Annotated in this window: 13 protein-coding genes; 5 read left to right on the forward strand and 8 right to left on the reverse strand. The window is 47.3% G+C overall.

Annotated elements, in window-relative coordinates; translation table 11 throughout:
• The first annotated feature begins 4 nt into the window (after positions 1 to 4).
• Together BQ9893_RS03995 and BQ9893_RS04000 are read left to right on the forward strand one after the other, a co-directional pair.
• Positions 5 to 1,564 carry a DUF4435 domain-containing protein gene (locus tag BQ9893_RS03995; protein WP_075965398.1) on the forward strand — a complete coding sequence of 520 codons (1,560 nt, stop codon included), beginning with the start codon at positions 5 to 7 and terminating at the stop codon, positions 1,562 to 1,564.
• A 104-nt stretch (positions 1,565 to 1,668) separates the two neighbouring features.
• Positions 1,669 to 3,435 carry an ArnT family glycosyltransferase gene (locus BQ9893_RS04000; RefSeq protein WP_075964837.1) on the forward strand — a complete coding sequence of 589 codons (1,767 nt, stop codon included), beginning with the start codon at positions 1,669 to 1,671 and terminating at the stop codon, positions 3,433 to 3,435.
• On the opposite strand, the gene BQ9893_RS04005 is transcribed toward BQ9893_RS04000, so the two are convergent.
• Together BQ9893_RS04005 and BQ9893_RS04010 are read right to left on the reverse strand one after the other, a co-directional pair.
• On the reverse strand, positions 3,436 to 4,782 hold the full coding sequence (locus tag BQ9893_RS04005; RefSeq protein WP_075964838.1) for a Gfo/Idh/MocA family oxidoreductase: 1,347 nt from the start codon (positions 4,780 to 4,782) through the stop codon (positions 3,436 to 3,438). It lies immediately after the preceding gene.
• A 22-nt stretch (positions 4,783 to 4,804) separates the two neighbouring features.
• Positions 4,805 to 6,184, reverse strand: a complete 1,380-nt coding sequence (locus tag BQ9893_RS04010) for a 3-keto-disaccharide hydrolase (protein WP_075964839.1) — start codon at positions 6,182 to 6,184, stop codon at positions 4,805 to 4,807.
• A 240-nt stretch (positions 6,185 to 6,424) separates the two neighbouring features.
• Between BQ9893_RS04010 and BQ9893_RS04015 the strand changes: the two genes are divergently transcribed.
• Positions 6,425 to 7,069, forward strand: coding sequence for an HAD family hydrolase (locus BQ9893_RS04015; RefSeq protein ID WP_075964840.1), 645 nt, complete (start codon positions 6,425 to 6,427; stop codon positions 7,067 to 7,069).
• A gap of 94 nt (positions 7,070 to 7,163) precedes the next feature.
• Here BQ9893_RS04015 and BQ9893_RS04020 read toward each other — a convergent pair whose 3' ends face one another.
• From BQ9893_RS04020 to BQ9893_RS04045, 6 genes are all read right to left on the reverse strand, one after another.
• Positions 7,164 to 7,649: a porin family protein gene (locus tag BQ9893_RS04020; protein WP_075964841.1), complete on the reverse strand. Its 486-nt coding sequence runs from the start codon at positions 7,647 to 7,649 to the stop codon at positions 7,164 to 7,166.
• A 63-nt stretch (positions 7,650 to 7,712) separates the two neighbouring features.
• On the reverse strand, positions 7,713 to 9,353 hold the full coding sequence (locus BQ9893_RS04025; protein WP_075964842.1) for a dipeptidase: 1,641 nt from the start codon (positions 9,351 to 9,353) through the stop codon (positions 7,713 to 7,715).
• An 11-nt stretch (positions 9,354 to 9,364) separates the two neighbouring features.
• Positions 9,365 to 10,774: a sodium:proton antiporter NhaD gene (nhaD, locus tag BQ9893_RS04030; protein ID WP_075964843.1), complete on the reverse strand. Its 1,410-nt coding sequence runs from the start codon at positions 10,772 to 10,774 to the stop codon at positions 9,365 to 9,367.
• Between the two features lie 157 nt (positions 10,775 to 10,931).
• Positions 10,932 to 11,768, reverse strand: coding sequence for a deoxyribonuclease IV (nfo, locus tag BQ9893_RS04035; RefSeq protein WP_075964844.1), 837 nt, complete (start codon positions 11,766 to 11,768; stop codon positions 10,932 to 10,934).
• Between the two features lie 97 nt (positions 11,769 to 11,865).
• Complete coding sequence (locus BQ9893_RS04040) at positions 11,866 to 12,192, reverse strand: cupin domain-containing protein (RefSeq protein ID WP_075964845.1); 327 nt, start codon at positions 12,190 to 12,192, stop codon at positions 11,866 to 11,868.
• A 97-nt stretch (positions 12,193 to 12,289) separates the two neighbouring features.
• Positions 12,290 to 13,621 (reverse strand): PhoH family protein, encoded by a 1,332-nt coding sequence (locus BQ9893_RS04045; protein ID WP_075964846.1) that lies wholly within the window; start codon positions 13,619 to 13,621, stop codon positions 12,290 to 12,292.
• Positions 13,622 to 13,794: 173 nt separating this feature from the next.
• On the opposite strand from BQ9893_RS04045, the gene BQ9893_RS04050 reads away from it, so the two are divergent.
• Together BQ9893_RS04050 and BQ9893_RS04055 are read left to right on the forward strand one after the other, a co-directional pair.
• Positions 13,795 to 15,393 (forward strand): beta-N-acetylhexosaminidase, encoded by a 1,599-nt coding sequence (locus BQ9893_RS04050; RefSeq protein ID WP_075964847.1) that lies wholly within the window; start codon positions 13,795 to 13,797, stop codon positions 15,391 to 15,393.
• A gap of 105 nt (positions 15,394 to 15,498) precedes the next feature.
• Entirely contained in the window at positions 15,499 to 16,707 is a 1,209-nt protein-coding gene (locus BQ9893_RS04055; RefSeq protein ID WP_075964848.1) for a DUF4861 domain-containing protein, read from the forward strand.
• The last annotated feature ends 94 nt before the right edge of the window (positions 16,708 to 16,801 follow it).

Below are 16,801 nucleotides of genomic sequence, written 5' to 3' on the forward strand. Positions count from 1 at the left end.
TGTTATGGATTTAATTCTACCAACCAATCAAAATACTTCAGCACCCGTAACCCTCGACACGAAAGTGCTGGTCGTAATCGGGGCTAACGGAGCCGGCAAAAGCTCCTTCGGCAGAGACCTGCACCAACGCTATGCCGGACAAAGCGCATGGATATCCGGAATGCACTCCCTCTTCCTCAGCAGCGATGACAACAAGGCTCCGGCGGACGGCAACGAGCTGGCACGGCTTCAGTCCATGATTGCGGAACGGCTTTTCATGCCGCGCATGTCAGAATACGAAAAACTGATCCTGCACCTGCAAACGGAAGAATTCGAAGCCGCCGTCCAATATAAGGAAGAGAGCAAACAGACACACGGCCTATTGCCGCCTGTCACCAAGATAGACCGCATCCAGACGATCTGGGAAAAGATGTTCCCGCACAACCGCCTGGTACGCAAATCGGGCTTTATCGAACTGGCTTCCACCTGTATCAATGGAGATTCTTATACGGCCGGCCGGATGAGCGACGGCGAAAAACTGGTATTCTACCTGATCGGAGCCGTGCTTTGTGCTCAGGAAAATGCATTGCTAATCATCGAAGAGCCGGAAGTCCTGCTGCACGACTCCATCAAAAATGCTTTATGGGACGAGATAGAAGCCATGCGCCCGGATTGCACGTATGTGTATCTGACGCACGACATCGACTTTGCCGCCTCACGCGATAACAGCAAGCGCCTCTGGATACGCTCTTACAACGGGGACGACCGGATATGGGACTACGAACTGATCGAAAACAACGACAGTTTCCCGGAAGAGGTCTATATGGAAATCCTGGGCAGCCGCAAACCGATCCTCTTTATCGAAGGAACCGACTCCAACAGCATAGACAGCCGCCTCTATCCGCTTATCTTCCCGGACTATAAGGTAAAACCGATGGGTGGTTGCCAGAAAGTCATCGAGACGACAAAGGCTTTCGCCCAGTTGAAAGATTTCCATACGCTGGATTCCAAAGGGATCGTCGACCGCGACCGCCGCACGGATGGGGAAATAGCTTACCTGCGCGAACAACACATCTACGTTCCCGATGTGGCCGAAGTGGAAAACCTGCTGATGCTGGAGCCGGTTATCAAGACCGTCGCCGCCCGCCTGATGAAAGACCCCGAACAGGTCTTCAACCAAGTCAAAGAAAACGTGATCAGACTTTTCCTGAAAGATCTCGAAAGCCAGGTTTTGCTTCATGCCCGCCACCGCGTACAGAAAAAACTGGAAACGGCTCTGAACCGGAAAATGAGCACGGTAGACGAACTGAGCGAACACGTGGAAAGCATCCGCGAAACCGTGCATGTGGACGAAATATATACGGGAATCAAAGACAAATTCATCCAGTTTGCCGAAACAGGCGACTACAAAAACATTCTTCGTGTCTACAACCAGAAAGGGATGCTGCCCCAATCGCAACTATGCAAATACTGCGGCATCAGCAATAAAGAGAGCTATCTAAACCTCATCCTCTCTATTTTGAAAGAAAACAGAGAAGATGCCGAGATCATCCGGACTTCCATCAAAGAATGTTTAGGAACATAAAAAAGTTTCCTGAAATGAAGAAAAAGTCCGTAAAAAGTCGTTCTTTTGCACTCTAAATTAAAATAAATATAATGAGGGGTGAAAGCTCCTTACCTATTTAAACTATGCGTACACCTACTCTTCAATATCTTTATCTGCAAAAGCCGGTAACGATGGTTATTGTCATTTGCATAATATCGGTCCTTCCCTGGATCGGGATGGGAGATTTTTCAACCAAAGGAGAACCTCGCGAAGCAGCGGTTGCCGTCTCCATGCTCGAAACCGGCAATTGGGTTTTACCACAGGTCTATGCGGACGAATTTGCATACAAGCCGCCGTTGGCACATTGGCTGATGGCTGCCGCCTCTTTGCCGCAGGGCTATGTCTCCGAGTTCACTTCGCGGTTACCGTCTGCACTGGCCTTTATCATGCTGATCGGGTTCACGCTGGTTTTCTTCGGCAAACGTTTGCGCTTCCAACAGGCATTCATAGCCACGCTATTGCTCATCACCTGTATAGAGATTCACCGGGCAGCCATGACCACACGTGTGGATATGCTGCTGACAACCTTTATCGTGATCGGGCTTTATCAGCTATACCGATGGGAAGACAAACTGGAGCTGAAAGGAGTGCCGATCGCCATTCCGGCCTTATTGGGATGTGCCGTACTGACGAAAGGGCCTGTGGGTGTCGTCCTGCCGCTGTTTGTCTTCGGCGTCTATTTGCTGATGCTTCGTAAATACTCTTATTTGGTGATATTCAAAGCGCTTCTTTACGCCGGCATTTCGTCTATGTTTCTGCCCCTATTGTGGTATGTCGCTGCCTGGAAACAGGGAGGCGATGCATTCCTGAATGTGGTGCTGGCAGAGAATTTCGGACGTTTCTTCCACCTCAGCACGCCTGAAATCCACTACAATTTAGGGCATGAAAACGGAGTCTGGTACAACTTCATGACATTGGCTGCGGGATTTGTCCCCTGGACGATCTTCTTCTTTTTCTCTTTATTCGGACTGAAACTGCACAAACCGGAAAAGCCGCTGAAAGAGACATTGGCCGGCATCTGGAATAGCATCCGGTCGATGGAAAAAGAGAAACTGTTCAGCCTGGTAGCATTGGTTTGCATCATTTTCTTCTATTCGATACCTTCCAGCAAACGAAGCGTATATCTGATGCCGGCTTATCCGTTCATTGCTATTTTTCTGGCTCAATATACCTTATATATCACAGAATACCGGACGAAGGTAACCCGCGTGTTCGCTGCTTTCATGGCTTCCGTCACGGCCGTCGTCGTGATAGCCGTCGGCCTGACGATGGCCGGAGCTATCGATCCTGCCAGGATTGCAAGCCAGTACACAAGCCGCCAATCGACATTGGAAATGGTCGGGTTGGTTTCGAATATGTTCGCTCATCCCTGCGGGCTGACAATCTGCATCCTGACAGTCCTTTTGGCGATTCTGGCGACTGTCTACTATCAGATGTTCAAGAAGATCAACATCAAGATCCTGTATGCGACGATAGCATTGTCCTTTGCCATTAACTTGCTGATCGACGGTGTTGTCATGCGCGGTATACGCCAGGGAAGTTCCGCCCGTCCGTTTGCCGAACAGGTTCAGAAAGAATATCAGTTGGACGAAATGAATATGTATGTGATGAACGACCTGAAGACATACACCAATCTTTATGGGCTGAACTTCTATTTAGGTAACAAATTCCATAACTTCGGACAGGAGCAGCCGGTGAGTGGTTTTATGTTCTGCACGGTGAAAGACTTGGATACGATCCAAAAAAATTATGGAGATAAGTACACCTTCAGTCTACTTACCTCCACAAAGAATGTTATAGCCGACGTACGTCAAAGGATCGTACTGTGCAGCTTCTCACAAAACGAATAATCAATATTTAAAGACTTTGCCGCCGGCAAGCACTTCTTGCCTTGTTTCATCGAATGTGGCTTTCTCGCCTGTCCGAAGAGACGCCGTGCACATGATGTTGGCAATGGAATGGTTGTAGCCGGCCTCTACCGGAGCGTTCGGTTGACGACGGCTCTTCACGCATTCCATCCAGTTACGCATATGCAGGTTTGTCATCGGGTCGGCTCCTGTATTGGAACCGGTTTCCGCCTTGATAGAAGGCAATTCGAATTCTTCCAACAGATTCGGCTGCATTCCCATTTCATCCGCGAAACGTTTGGTCAGACCGCCTTCCGATGTCACTTTATTCGTATCCAGATTCAACGTCCCGCCATTGGAGAAGTACAATTCTTTTGTCCCGCCGGCCGAGTTATGCATACGGGAAGAATAGACAACCTGGAAATTCTGCGTACCGTCGGGCGTACCGTAATCGAACACTGCCGTCATCGTATCGTAGCTGCGGCGTCCGTCATTCCATTGGTAAATGCCACCGTTGGCAGCAACGCTGCGCGGGTGGTTGCAGCCGGTAAACCAATGTACCGTATCGATCTGATGCGACATCCACTGGCCGGGAATACCGGAAGAATACGGCCAGAACAGGCGGTATTCCAAATATTTGCGCGGATCCCACTCTTCGTACGGACGGTTCAGCAGGAAGCGCTTCCAGTCCGTATCCTTCTCGAAACATTGTGCAACCAAAGCCGGACGACGCCAGCGTCCGGGTTGGTTGACGTTCCAGCACATCTCCACCATCGTGATCTTGCCGAACTTTCCGGAACGGATAAAGTCGTTGGCGGCATGGTAGTTCGGAGCCGAACGGCGTTGGGAACCAATCTGCACGATCTTTCCACTTTCCAACACGGCTTTACGGGCGGCACGGGCATCCTCCATCGTTTCAGCAAAAGGTTTTTCGACATAGGCATCGCATCCGGCTTTGACAGCTTCGATACAATGCAGAGCGTGCTGGAAATCGGCAGTGGCAACGATCACCGCATCGCACATCTTGGCGTCATACAGCTCTTCGTTGTTACGGAATGCTTTCACCTTCTTTCCATATTTCTCCTGAAAGAAAGCAACACCTTCTTCTCTGCGTCGTTTCCAAATGTCGGAAATAGCGACAATTTCAAATCCCAACCCATCGGCACAAGCCATAAAAGCCGGAATCAGAGAATGGCGGGCACGATCTGAAAAACCGACAATGCCCACACGGATCTTCTCGTTCGCCCCCCTTATGCCGGCATAACTTTCAGAACTGAAGCCTAATCCGCCAATCGTCAGACCGGCGGCGCCCAAGGCACTGTGTTTGAGGAAATCTCTACGTGTTGTCATGGTTCCTTTTTTTGTTAGTTAACTACTTGAGTTCTCTGATTTTGATATTCCGGAAAGAAACTTCGTCCCAGTGATCCTGCAAAAGGATATGACCTTTTTCTGCTGTACCGAACGGTCCGAATTCAGCATATTCATTCTTCGCGAATTTGCTGCCTTTCACCAATTCCAGGAAGGCATCCGAAGCCCAATCATATTCAACGGTCTTAAAGCCGTTCATCCAATGTTCGACGTGTTTGTTGGGGAATACTTTGATAACACCCTTGTTCCACTGCCCGACGCCATTGAAACGTTTGTTTTTCGCAGGGATAATATCATACAGGCTGGAAACCGTACGGCTGCCGGGATAAGTCGTGTACAATTTAGCATCCGGATGCTTGCTGTCGTCCAATACCTGATATTCCGGACCGATCACAAAACCTTTACGCTTTTCGCTTTCCTGGATCAAATACTTCACACCGCTGTTTGCACCTTCCGTCAATTTGAATTCGAAGCTCAATTCAAATGCGCCAAACTCATCGACCGTCAGGATATCACCTCCTCTTTTGCCTTCCGGACCGCCATTCTTCATAACAGTCAGTTCGCCATTTTCAATCTTCCAACCGTTTTCGGGGAATGCTTCCTGTCCGGCCCCACGCCAGCCGTTAGAGGTCTTGCCATCGAACAGCAGTTTCCATCCGGCAGCCTTTTCTGTTTCTGTCAGCGTATTCGGAATGCAGTTCACTTCCGGAGCCAACTGCCCTTGCATACGTTCGGCTTCCAGGTTTTCTGTCTTGATACGGATGTTGCGCCACCAGATTTCCTTGCCTTCTTTAGACTGGTCTTTGCCGATTCCATGAACCTGGAAAGCGATAAAGCCTTCCGGTGTCATATCGTCTACCAAGTTGGCAGTATTCACACCGTTCAACCAGATACGGATGCTGCTGCCGATGGCTTCAATACGATACTTGTTCCAATCATCTCTTTTGTAAGCGGCACGGCCTGCTTCATTATCCGTCAGAGGAACCAGCCAGCCACGACGGGCTTCGTCATAAACGCCTCCGCTCCAGGCACGGTCGGACGGGTCAATTTCACACTGGTAGCCATGTACACGCCCATCCTTATAATCCGGCCGGCTTTCGCTACGGAATTGTACTCCGGAATTCAAGCTCGGATCACACTTTACTTCAAATTCAAGGATGAAGTCACCATAAACCTGCTCGGTTGCCATAAAACTATTCGGCTGCCCGGAAACGGATTTACCGACCATACAACCGTCTTCCACACGGTAAGGAGCTTCTCCGTTCAACTGCTTGAAGCCGGTAAAATCCTTACCATTAAACAACTTCTGCCATCCGTCGTTTGGTTGGCAGGCACCACACAGCAAAGTCAGAGACAAAGCCGCTAATTTTAAATACGCTTTCATTTGTTTTTGATACTATATTAGTTAGACAATCAAATTTCCTCCGTTAACAAAATGTGTACGTGCACAAAGATATATGTTTTTATACTTTCACAGCATTAAATCTCAAAAAAATCAATAAAATTCATGGAAAGAACGGTCTTTTTGCCAAAGCAATGACAATTATAAAAAAATACATCGTTAGGATTATACCCCGATTAGAAGTATCTTTGTGTGCAAATTATTATAAATGAATTTATTGTTATGGAACAACAGTTAATGAAGACTGCTTTTTTTGATTTCGACGGTGTGGTTGTAGATACTGAACCTATTTACGATATTTACTGGAATGAAGCCGGGGAACGCTATCAGACGGGAATCCCCAATTTCGCATCATGCATCAAAGGCACAACATTACCCTATATCTTAGATAAGTATTTTTCCGATCGGTCTGAAGAATTTAAAGAAATGGTAACCCGCGAATCAATGGAGTTCGAACAAGAAATGCTTTTTCCACCGGTTCCGGGTGCAATGGAGTTTATCCATCTTCTGAAAAGCAAAGGAGTAAAAGTCGGTCTGGTCACCAGCTCCGACGATGCCAAGCTAAAACGGGCTTTCCGCCTTCTGAAACTCGACAATCTGTTCGACACGGTCGTGAGCGCCGACCGGATCACGAAAGGCAAACCGGACCCGATGTGTTATTTGCTTGCTGCTTCCGACCTGCATGTATCACCTGCCGATTGTTTGGTATTTGAAGATTCTTTTGCCGGAATACAGGCCGGAACAAATGCGGGTATGCGGGTTATCGGACTTAGCACGACCAATTCTGAAGAGTCTTTAAAGGACAGAGTCTACCAAGTCATACCCGATTTCAAAAACATCACGTTCGAAGAATACCTGAAATGGTAGAACGGGGAGAGAAAACATATTGGCCGTTTAGAAAATAAAAAAGGGGATGCGTCGAAACATCCCCTTTCTTCATATATACAAAAACTCGCTTTTCTTAGAAATTATATCCGACACGGACAGCCAATGCTGCGGCATCCAAATCCTTTATGATATTATATTTGGCTTCCACTCCGACTGAAACACGGTCTGTCGCATACACTTCGCCTCCCAAACCGATATTGGCACCGAAACGGGTTTCGTTAGCACTGGTATGATGACCTAAGTCTGCTTTCCAAAACGAAAGACTTAAACCTGCCAAAGGATAAAAACCGAACATCTCGCTCAATTTAAACACATAATGAGCATTCATATCAATCGCCCATGCACTCAGGCCGTCATCCTTTACCAAATAAGTAAGAGATGGAGTCAGACGAAACGCATCTGTTACACAATAACGATAATCAAGGCCGATAGTGGCATTGCCGATATCATTAAAATTGTAACCTAAACTGAAACCCAATGAGGATTGCCCTTGCTGCGTCTGCGCGTACGCACCTATACTGAACAGCGTCAGCATCAACATAACAATTAATTTTTTCATACTTTTCCTATTTAGTACAACAATATCTGCCGCCAAATATAGTATTTTTTCCTATAAAGACAATTATTTCACTTTTAATTTATCTCCTGCGCTCTTTACTATACTGCGGTAATAGTCCTCATCGTAGCCGGGAAAATCAGGATATTCGGATAATCCGTAACCGTTCTGTTTGAATTGTCCGTTTTCCTCTTTCTTCACATTACCGTCTATATATTTGACCAATAGATACTCTCCCAATTCCTTCCAACGGGCCGTAGCCTGATCGGCAGTCGTCGTACTGAACCAGGTCAGAAATTTGACTGCTTCCGCCGGATTCTTGGCATACAATTCCATGGCAGCCTTGTCGATAGCCGGAACAGTCCGTTGATAACCATTCTCCAATTCCTGCTGAACAGGACGGATATCCTGAATCATATAGCTATATTTGCCATACGCCATATTAGCCACCCAGTTGTGAATCCAAAAAGCAGATGTCCAGGAAAAATTCATCATATCGCCATTTCCGACACGATAACATTCGGGCGAAGCCGTCACCGAACAATAGATCGGCGTGAAGACAGCCATATCCGCATCATCCACCCCGAACCAAAGGATTCCGCCGATCGCATCCGGCAACCAGTCACGCATCTGCGGAACAATCACAAAACCGGTCTGTTGCGTGGCGATCGCACGTTCGTTCGTATATTCCTGGCCGTCCACTTTGAAAGTCATCGGACGCCAACGATACGGAACCTTATACGGACCGGCACCGGCATCTTTTGTCATATCCAGATCCGTTCCTTCGAAATGGTCGCGCATACCGTTCTGCACATCCTGAACGGACAACAAACGGTCTGGCTTGATATACAAAGGCATCGGTTTCTTCGTCACATCACCCTTGATCAAGTCCGTATATCGGTCCATCGACTTATCATATTTGCGGAAAAAAGACCACACCCGAGCTTCACAACCACGCAGAGAACCGAAATCATACGGACAATAGGCTTTCTGAAAACTGAAATCCTTATCCTTGCCGCTGAAATATCCCTTTTCACGGGCAAAAGAGACAACATCCGGCGAATAGATGCAGTTTTCCTTATCGTCAAACGGGATCTGCTGAATACGGGATTGGTTGGCATGAGCCGAGATGCAATCGTCCGGAATGCGGATAGCGACCCAGACAGCACCTTTGTTTCCCGGACCTTTACCGATCATTTCCATCACCCAGGCTTCGTTCTTATCGGCAATAGAGAATGTCTCTCCACTGCTATAGTAGCCATAATCCTTAACCAGACCGGTCATAACCCGGATAGCCTCCCGTGCCGTCTTGGAACGTTGCAAAGCGACATAAATCAGACTGCCGTAATCCATGATTCCGGTTGTGTCGACCAGTTCGGGACGGCCACCGAAAGTACTTTCCGTAATCGCGACCTGATGTTCATTCATATTACCGACAACCGAATAGGTCTGTTCAACCTGCGGAATCTGCCCCAACGGTTTATGGGTATCCCACTCGATGATATCCAGCATCGCCCCTTTCGGCCAGGTCGCTGCCGGCCAACGATACAGTTCGCCATACAACGTATGCGAATCTGCCGCATAACTGATCATTACAGAGCCGTCAACCGAGGCTTTCTTTCCCACCAGCAGCCCTGTACAAGCAAGAGCTTCCGCTGCGGGAAGCATAACGGCACAGGCAGCCATTAAAATCCATGTTTTTCTCATATAAATAAAGTTTATGCAAATAATAACATATATACGCCGGCACCGCTGCAATAGCCGACCAGTGCCAGAATTGAAAATCGTTTGGTATAATACATGAAATCGATCTTTTCCAGTCCCATTACCGTCACACCGGTTGCAGAACCGATAATCAGGATGCTACCGCCGGTCACGGCACAGTAGGCAAGGAATGTCCAAAAACCTCCGTCCGACACGAAGAACTGTGCATAAGGAGCCAGATTGGCCGCATCCGGTACGATCGGATACATCCCCATTGTTGCCGCCACCAAAGCCACATTGTCCACACAGGAAGAGAAAACGCCGATCACGAAACTGATCAGATAAGGTTCGTGCACATGCTTATCCAGGAAAGCGGACATCAACCCCAACTGACCGGATGTTTCCAAAGCCCCGACCGCCATCAGAACACCCAGGAAGAAAAAGATCGTCGCCAAGTCGATGTTCGGAAGCAACTGGGAGATACGCAACTTGTTGGATTCGTGCACATGCAGCCTACTGTACATAATATCCGTATAGAACCACAGAATCACCAACCCCAGCAAGACGCCCAGGAAAGGCGGGAGGTTTGTCAACATCTGAAAGACCGGAACCAAAGCCAATGAAAGGACACCGATCACAAAGATCACCCGGCGTGCATGATTCGGGATCTCCGGTATATATTCGTCCGTCATTTCCTCTTCGCTCATCACACGTAAAGTCGCATTTTTCTTAAACAGCCAGAAATTAGCAATCGTCAGAGGTACAAGCAAGTTGACCAATGCCGGAAGGAACACATGCGAAATCTGGTGCATCGCCGTGACATTCTTACCCACCCACAGCAAAATGGTTGTCACATCACCGATCGGCGACCACGAGCCACCTGCGTTTGCTGCGATAATCACCATACAGGCATACTTCAAACGATCCGTCCGGTCCGGAACCAATTTCCGCAACACAGCCATAATCACGATAGCAGCAGCCAGATTATCCAATAAAGCAGAGAAGAAAAAAGTAGCAAAACTTATATACCACAATAACTTTCTTTTATTGGAAGTGCGGATATATCCGGTCACAGCCCTGAAACCGCCATGCTTATCCACGATATCGACAATCAGCATGGAACACATGACAAAGAAAAGCGTTTCAGCGACATTACCTAAATGATAAACAATCGAACGGTTTGTGATAAAAGTAACAAACTGATCTTTCAGAGAAGCATTTGCCATTTCCGGATTTTGGGTCAAAAACTCCTGGAACAAAAGACTGGAGCGTTCGACAAAAATACTATAGGCGTCAAACATCAATATCATCCACAATGATATCGCCACAAGCAAAGCTGTCGCAGCTTTATTTATCTTTATCTTATCTTCCAATGCAATTGCAAGAATCCCTAAAATAAAGATGACAGGCATTAATATAAACATAATATTATGTATTAATTTGTTATTTATTCGCAAAAGCAGAAATTATTGCTCCAACTTTTGCTTGTTTAGAAAAATCATTGTACATTTGGGCTTTCATAGTTAAGGTTTTGGTTAAATAATAGAAAGGAGTGACTTGTGAAGGCCGCTCCTTTCGCTTTTATATAGAATACAGATATTCAATTTCTTCAGCCCAAACAGACTCATCCGGCGTTTCCAGAATCAGAGGAATATCATCAAATCGGGGATCATCCATCAGCATCTTAAATGTAGTCAGCCCCATCACTCCTTTCCCAATACTGTCATGGCGGTCCACACGGGTAGCCAGCTCTTTCTTGGAATCGTTTATATGCATGCCACGCAGATAAGAGAAACCGATTACTTCGTCAAAGTGGCGGAATGTTTCCGTAAAACCATCGACAGTCTTGATGTCATAGCCGGCAGCCAACGTATGGGCCGTATCTATACAAACTCCGACACGTGATTTATCTTCCACCTTATTTATAATGTAAGCAAGTTGCTCGAAGGTATATCCCAAGTTGGTTCCCTGTCCGGCCGTATTTTCCAGTACGGCACAAACCCCCGAAGTCCGGTCCAGCGCCCAATTGATCGAATCGGCTATACGCGTCAGACAGTCCTCCACATCCATCTGGTTCAGATGGCTTCCGGGATGGAAATTCAAACGATCCAATCCCAATTGTTCACAACGTTGCATCTCATCCAGGAAAGCATCCCGTGATTTCTGCAAACCCTCCGCTTCCGGGTGTCCCAGATTGATCAGGTAGCTGTCGTGCGGAAGAATATGTTCTGCCGCATACCCGAATTCTTCACAACGTTCTTTGAAGAGGGAAATGCTCTTTTTTGTCAGCGGAGAAGATTTCCATTGACGCTGATTACGGGTAAACAGGGCAAAAGCCTTCGCCCCTATCGCATGCGCATTCACCGGAGCATTTTCAACTCCACCGGATGCCGACACATGTGCTCCAATATACTTCATTTGTCATTTATGTTTTATTGTTCATTCACCTCCGATAATTATTTGCCTCAGCTTTATCGGTCTACAAAAGTAACAAAAAACACGGACATATTCGTTTTTATCCTTTTATCATCGTCAGCAGCATCTTGAACCGTTCTACGGCAAACACTGCATGAGGCGCATTGACAGGAAAGACTATGCTTTCTCCTGTTCCAACGGTAAATTTATTTCCGTTCACCGTAATTTCAGCCGTTCCTTCCAAAATCTGGACCAACGCATCAAACGGGGCTGTATGTTCACTCAATCCCTCTCCTTTATCGAAAGAGAACAAAGTGATATTTCCGGCTGTGCTTTTAATCAGTTGTTTACTAATGACTCCTCCCTCCGAATATTCGATCAGGGACTTCAAATCCAATACGATTCCTTTTTCAAAAGACTTTTCCATGATTTTAAAACATTTATGTATACATATAATTGTTGTGGAGGGAGATTTGTTCAAAAAAAATGGCGGTGTGTCAAAAAAACACCGCCATTGTCATTTATCAGAGTAGATCGGAGGCTAATTCGGACAATTGGCTACGTTCGCCTTTGATCAGGTTGATGTGGGCAAACAACTCTTGCCCTCTCATTTTATCCACCATATAGGCGAGGCCATTGCTCTGTGCATCCAGATAAGGAGAGTCGATCTGCTGGATATCTCCGGTAAACACCATTTTCGTTCCTTCGCCCGCACGGGTAATAATCGTTTTAATCTCGTGCGGAGTCAGATTCTGCGCCTCATCGATGATACAGAACGTTTCCGAAAGGCTTCGCCCGCGGATGAAGGCCAACGCCTCGATCACAAGTTGCCCGTTCTTTTGCAAATCATCTATCTTACGGGCATCCGAGCCACCGGGCGTAAACTGCCCCTTTATCACGTTCAGGTTATCGAACAAAGGTTGCATATAAGGAGCCACCTTCTGCTTCTCATCGCCGGGCAGGAATCCCAAGTCCTTATTTGCCAAAGCGACGATAGGACGTGCCAGCAGAATCTGCTTGTAAACATTCGCCTGTTTCAAAGCCGAAGCCAAAGCCAGCAAGGTTTTACCGGTTCCGGCCTTTCCTGTCAGCCCGATCAGTTTCACATCCGGATCGTTCAGCACTTCGAAAGCAAAACTCTGTTCCGCATTGCGGGGCTGAATGCCATAATTACTGCCTTTTTCCACTTTCTTGAACTTATTGGTAAAGGGGTTATAACGGGCCAGAACAGAATTGCGCACACTCTTTAAGATGAAACATTCGTTAGGTTCCAGTTTCGACTTTATGTCGAACAGGTCGGCATCGATGCCGTCAGGCGAAGCATACATCTTGTCAATCAAATCCGGATCTATGTTTTCGTAAGTATCTTGTGCACGTTCAAAGATATCGACATTCGTAACCTTGTCGGTTATATAATCTTCCGCTTCGATCCCCAATGAGCGCGCTTTCATACGCAGGTTCACGTCTTTCGTCACCAGAATGGTTTTCACATTCCGGTTTTTTTCCGCCTCGGCAACTGACCACGTACATGACAAAATACGATGGTCTGCGGTCTTTTCAGGGAATGACTGGTAAATCTTTTCCTGATATTTGTCACCGGTCACCACATACAAAGTGCCTTTGCCCGGTCCGAGCGAGGCTCCTTTTAGAAAGAGATCGTTGCTGGTCAACGTATCCAACTCGCGTACAAACTCGCGGGCGTTGTAGTTAATCTGGTCGCTCCCTTTCTTAAACTTATCCAACTCTTCCAACACGACGATCGGGAGATAAATATCATTCTCTTGAAAGTTCTCAATACATTTGTAATCGTGCAGTATGACATTCGTGTCAAGCACAAAATTCTTCTTTGTTCCCATGATCTTTCGATTTAATGATTATGCCTCTAAGATAGAAATATTTCCGGGACATTATCCTTTGACATCCAAGAATATGTCAAATAGACCAATTAATTCCACTTTTTTACAAAAACCGGAGATTGCGTCTTCCTTTATTTTCTATTTTTGCGATATAAAATGTCAAATTTAAATCCATGAAAAAGTACAAATTCATCACATGCATGTTGCTGCTTGCCGGATGCCTGTCGGCACAGAACAACATGTCGGCCCTGCTTCCCATGCCGAACCAGGTCAAACAAACCGACAGTAAGAAAGATTTCGTCATAAGCGACAAGACAGTCATACAAACGAATCTGCCGGAAGACGCCTTTTGTATTGCAGAGTTAAAAAAAATCGTGCGTGAAAGAACAGGAAAAACGCCTGTCCTATCCTCTTCTTCCGGATCCAGCAATTCCGTCATTCGCCTCATGCTGGACCCTTCGGTCGAAGGAGACGAACATTACCTGCTATCCGTATCCGAAAGGACCGTCAGCATAAAAGGGGCGACACAGGGCGCCATCCTGTACGGGCTTATGACCTTGGACCAGATTCTGCTGGGAGATGCATGCCGGACTTTGTCGGGAAAGATCGCTCCGGTCGAAATCGACGATCAACCCCGCTTCGGCTACCGTTCATTGATGTTGGATCCGGCACGCCATTTCCTGCCGGCCGAAGATGTGAAGTTTTATATCGACCAGATGGTACGATATAAATATAATGTATTGCAGCTACACCTGACAGACGACCAGGGCTGGCGCATCGAAATAAAAAAACACCCCCGGCTGACCGAAAAAGGTGAATTTTATACGCAGGAAGAATTAAAGGACCTGGTGCATTATGCAGCCGAACGGAATGTCCGGATCATTCCGGAGCTGGATATCCCCGGACATACGGTAGCCGTACTCGCCGCTTATCCCGAATTGGGTTGCAGCCACACCGACACCATTCCCAAAATTGTCGGCGAAACCGTCAACCTCATGCTTTGTGCCAATAACGACAAAGTCTATTCCTTATATAAGGATATCCTGACAGAAGTAGCCTCCGTCTTCCCCGCCCCCTATATCCATTTAGGAGGAGATGAAGCGATCATCGACGCGAACTGGGGTAAATGCGAACACTGTCGGTCACTTATGAAACAGTTGGGCTATACGAAACCGACCGAATTGATGAACTATTTCTTCGGCAAAATTCTGCCTGTCGTACGCGAAAACGGAAAAAAACCGATGCTATGGTGTGAGCTGGACAATATCCGCATGCCGGCACACGAATACCTGTTCGACTATCCGAAAGACGCAGTCCTGATAACCTGGCGTTACGGCCTGACACCGTTATGCACGGAACTGACCGCCCGCCACGGAAACACGCTGATTATGGCACCGGGAGAATACACATATCTCGATTATCCGCAATATAAGAACGATTTTCCGGAGTTCAACAACTGGGGGATGCCGGTCACCACGCTGGAAACCACCTACCAGTTCGATCCGGGCTACGGTCTGCCGGCCGACCGGCAAGCTCATATCGCAGGTGTCAACGGGACATTGTGGGCAGAAGCAATGCCGGACATCAACCGTGTCACCTACATGACGTATCCTCGCGGCCTGGCACTTGCCGAAGCCGGATGGACGCAGATGGAACATCGCGATTGGGAATCTTTCAAGAAGCGTATGTACCCGAACCTGTCGGAACTGATGAAACGCGGCGTTTCCGTACGAGTACCGTTCGAGATCGTCCGTCACCCGCAAAAGAAATAAAAAAGGAGTTACTTTTGAAAACTTAATGAATATTCCCTACTTTTACAACCGGGTTTTGAAAACCGGCATCAACGAACACATTAAAATTAAACACATAACAAATTTATGAAAAAGATTTTCAGCTTATTGTTAGCAGCCTCCGCGTTTGCGTGCACGCAGGAGAAAGAGGTTGAGATAACCATCAGCAACCCGTCTGCCACGGACCGCACGAACGAAATCACCGAAATCTCTTCGGACGCCGTTGTCAAACTGAAGGGCAAGACATTCATCATTTCAGACAACACCGGCTCGCAAGTTCCCTACCAGGTAACGTACGACAACAAGATCATTTTCCCGGTTTCCGTCAAAGCCGGCGAAAACGTAACCTACAAGCTCACGCCCGGAACCCCCGAAGAGTTTAAAACGATTGCCTGCGGCAAACAATATCCCGAACGTGTGGACGATGTTGCCTGGGAAAACGACCGTATCGCCTTCCGCACCTACGGCCCGGCTTTGCAGGCCAGTGGCGAGAAAGCCTATGGTTGCGACATTTGGGTAAAATGCGTATCCGAACCGATCGTCGACATGCGTTACAAAACCGAACTGGACCCGGAAACAAGAGCTAAAATCGCTGAACTGCGCAAGACTGATCCGAAAGCAGCGCAAAAGTTGGCCGAATCTGTTTCCTACCATATCGATCATGGCAACGGCTTGGACTACTACAAGGTCGGCCCGACGTTAGGCGCCGGTACTTCCGCCCTGCTGGCAAACGACTCTATCGTTTATCCGTATTGCTACAAAGACTTCCAGATACTGGACAACGGCCCGTTGCGCTTCACAGTCAAGCTGGTTTACAATCCTCTGACCGTGAAAGGGAACAATAATGTAATCGAAACCCGCGTGATCTCTCTCGACGCCGGTTCGCAGATGAATAAATACACAATCACCTACGATAACCTGGCCGAAGCGACTCCGGTTGTGACCGGTATCGTTTTGCATGAGCCGAGCGAAGACTATCAGGCCGATGCCGCAAAAGGTTACATCGCCTATGCCGACCCGGCAGATCCCGTAAACGGACAAATCTATGTAGCAGCCGTATTCCCGGAAAAGGTCAACGAAGCCAAAGCCGTCACCTTTTCCGACAAAGAAAAGGCTGAACGCGGCGCAGACGGCCATGTTTTGGCTTACAGCACCTACAATCCCGGTAGCAGCTATACGTACTACAGTGGCGCCGGCTGGAGCAAATGGGGATTTGAAAACTCCGGCAAATGGTTCGAATATGTACAGAAGTTCGCTCAGAACCTGAAAGAACCGCTGACTGTAACGATAAAATAAAATCCGGATCAAATAAAAAAAGAAAAAGGGGGCATCTGATTTTTGATGCTCCCTTTTTCTTTTTTTATCCGCCTATGTTTTCTTTGGCCATCTT

Origin of the sequence: Parabacteroides massiliensis (assembly GCF_900155425.1) — a bacterium.
Lineage (GTDB): Bacteria > Bacteroidota > Bacteroidia > Bacteroidales > Tannerellaceae > Parabacteroides > Parabacteroides massiliensis.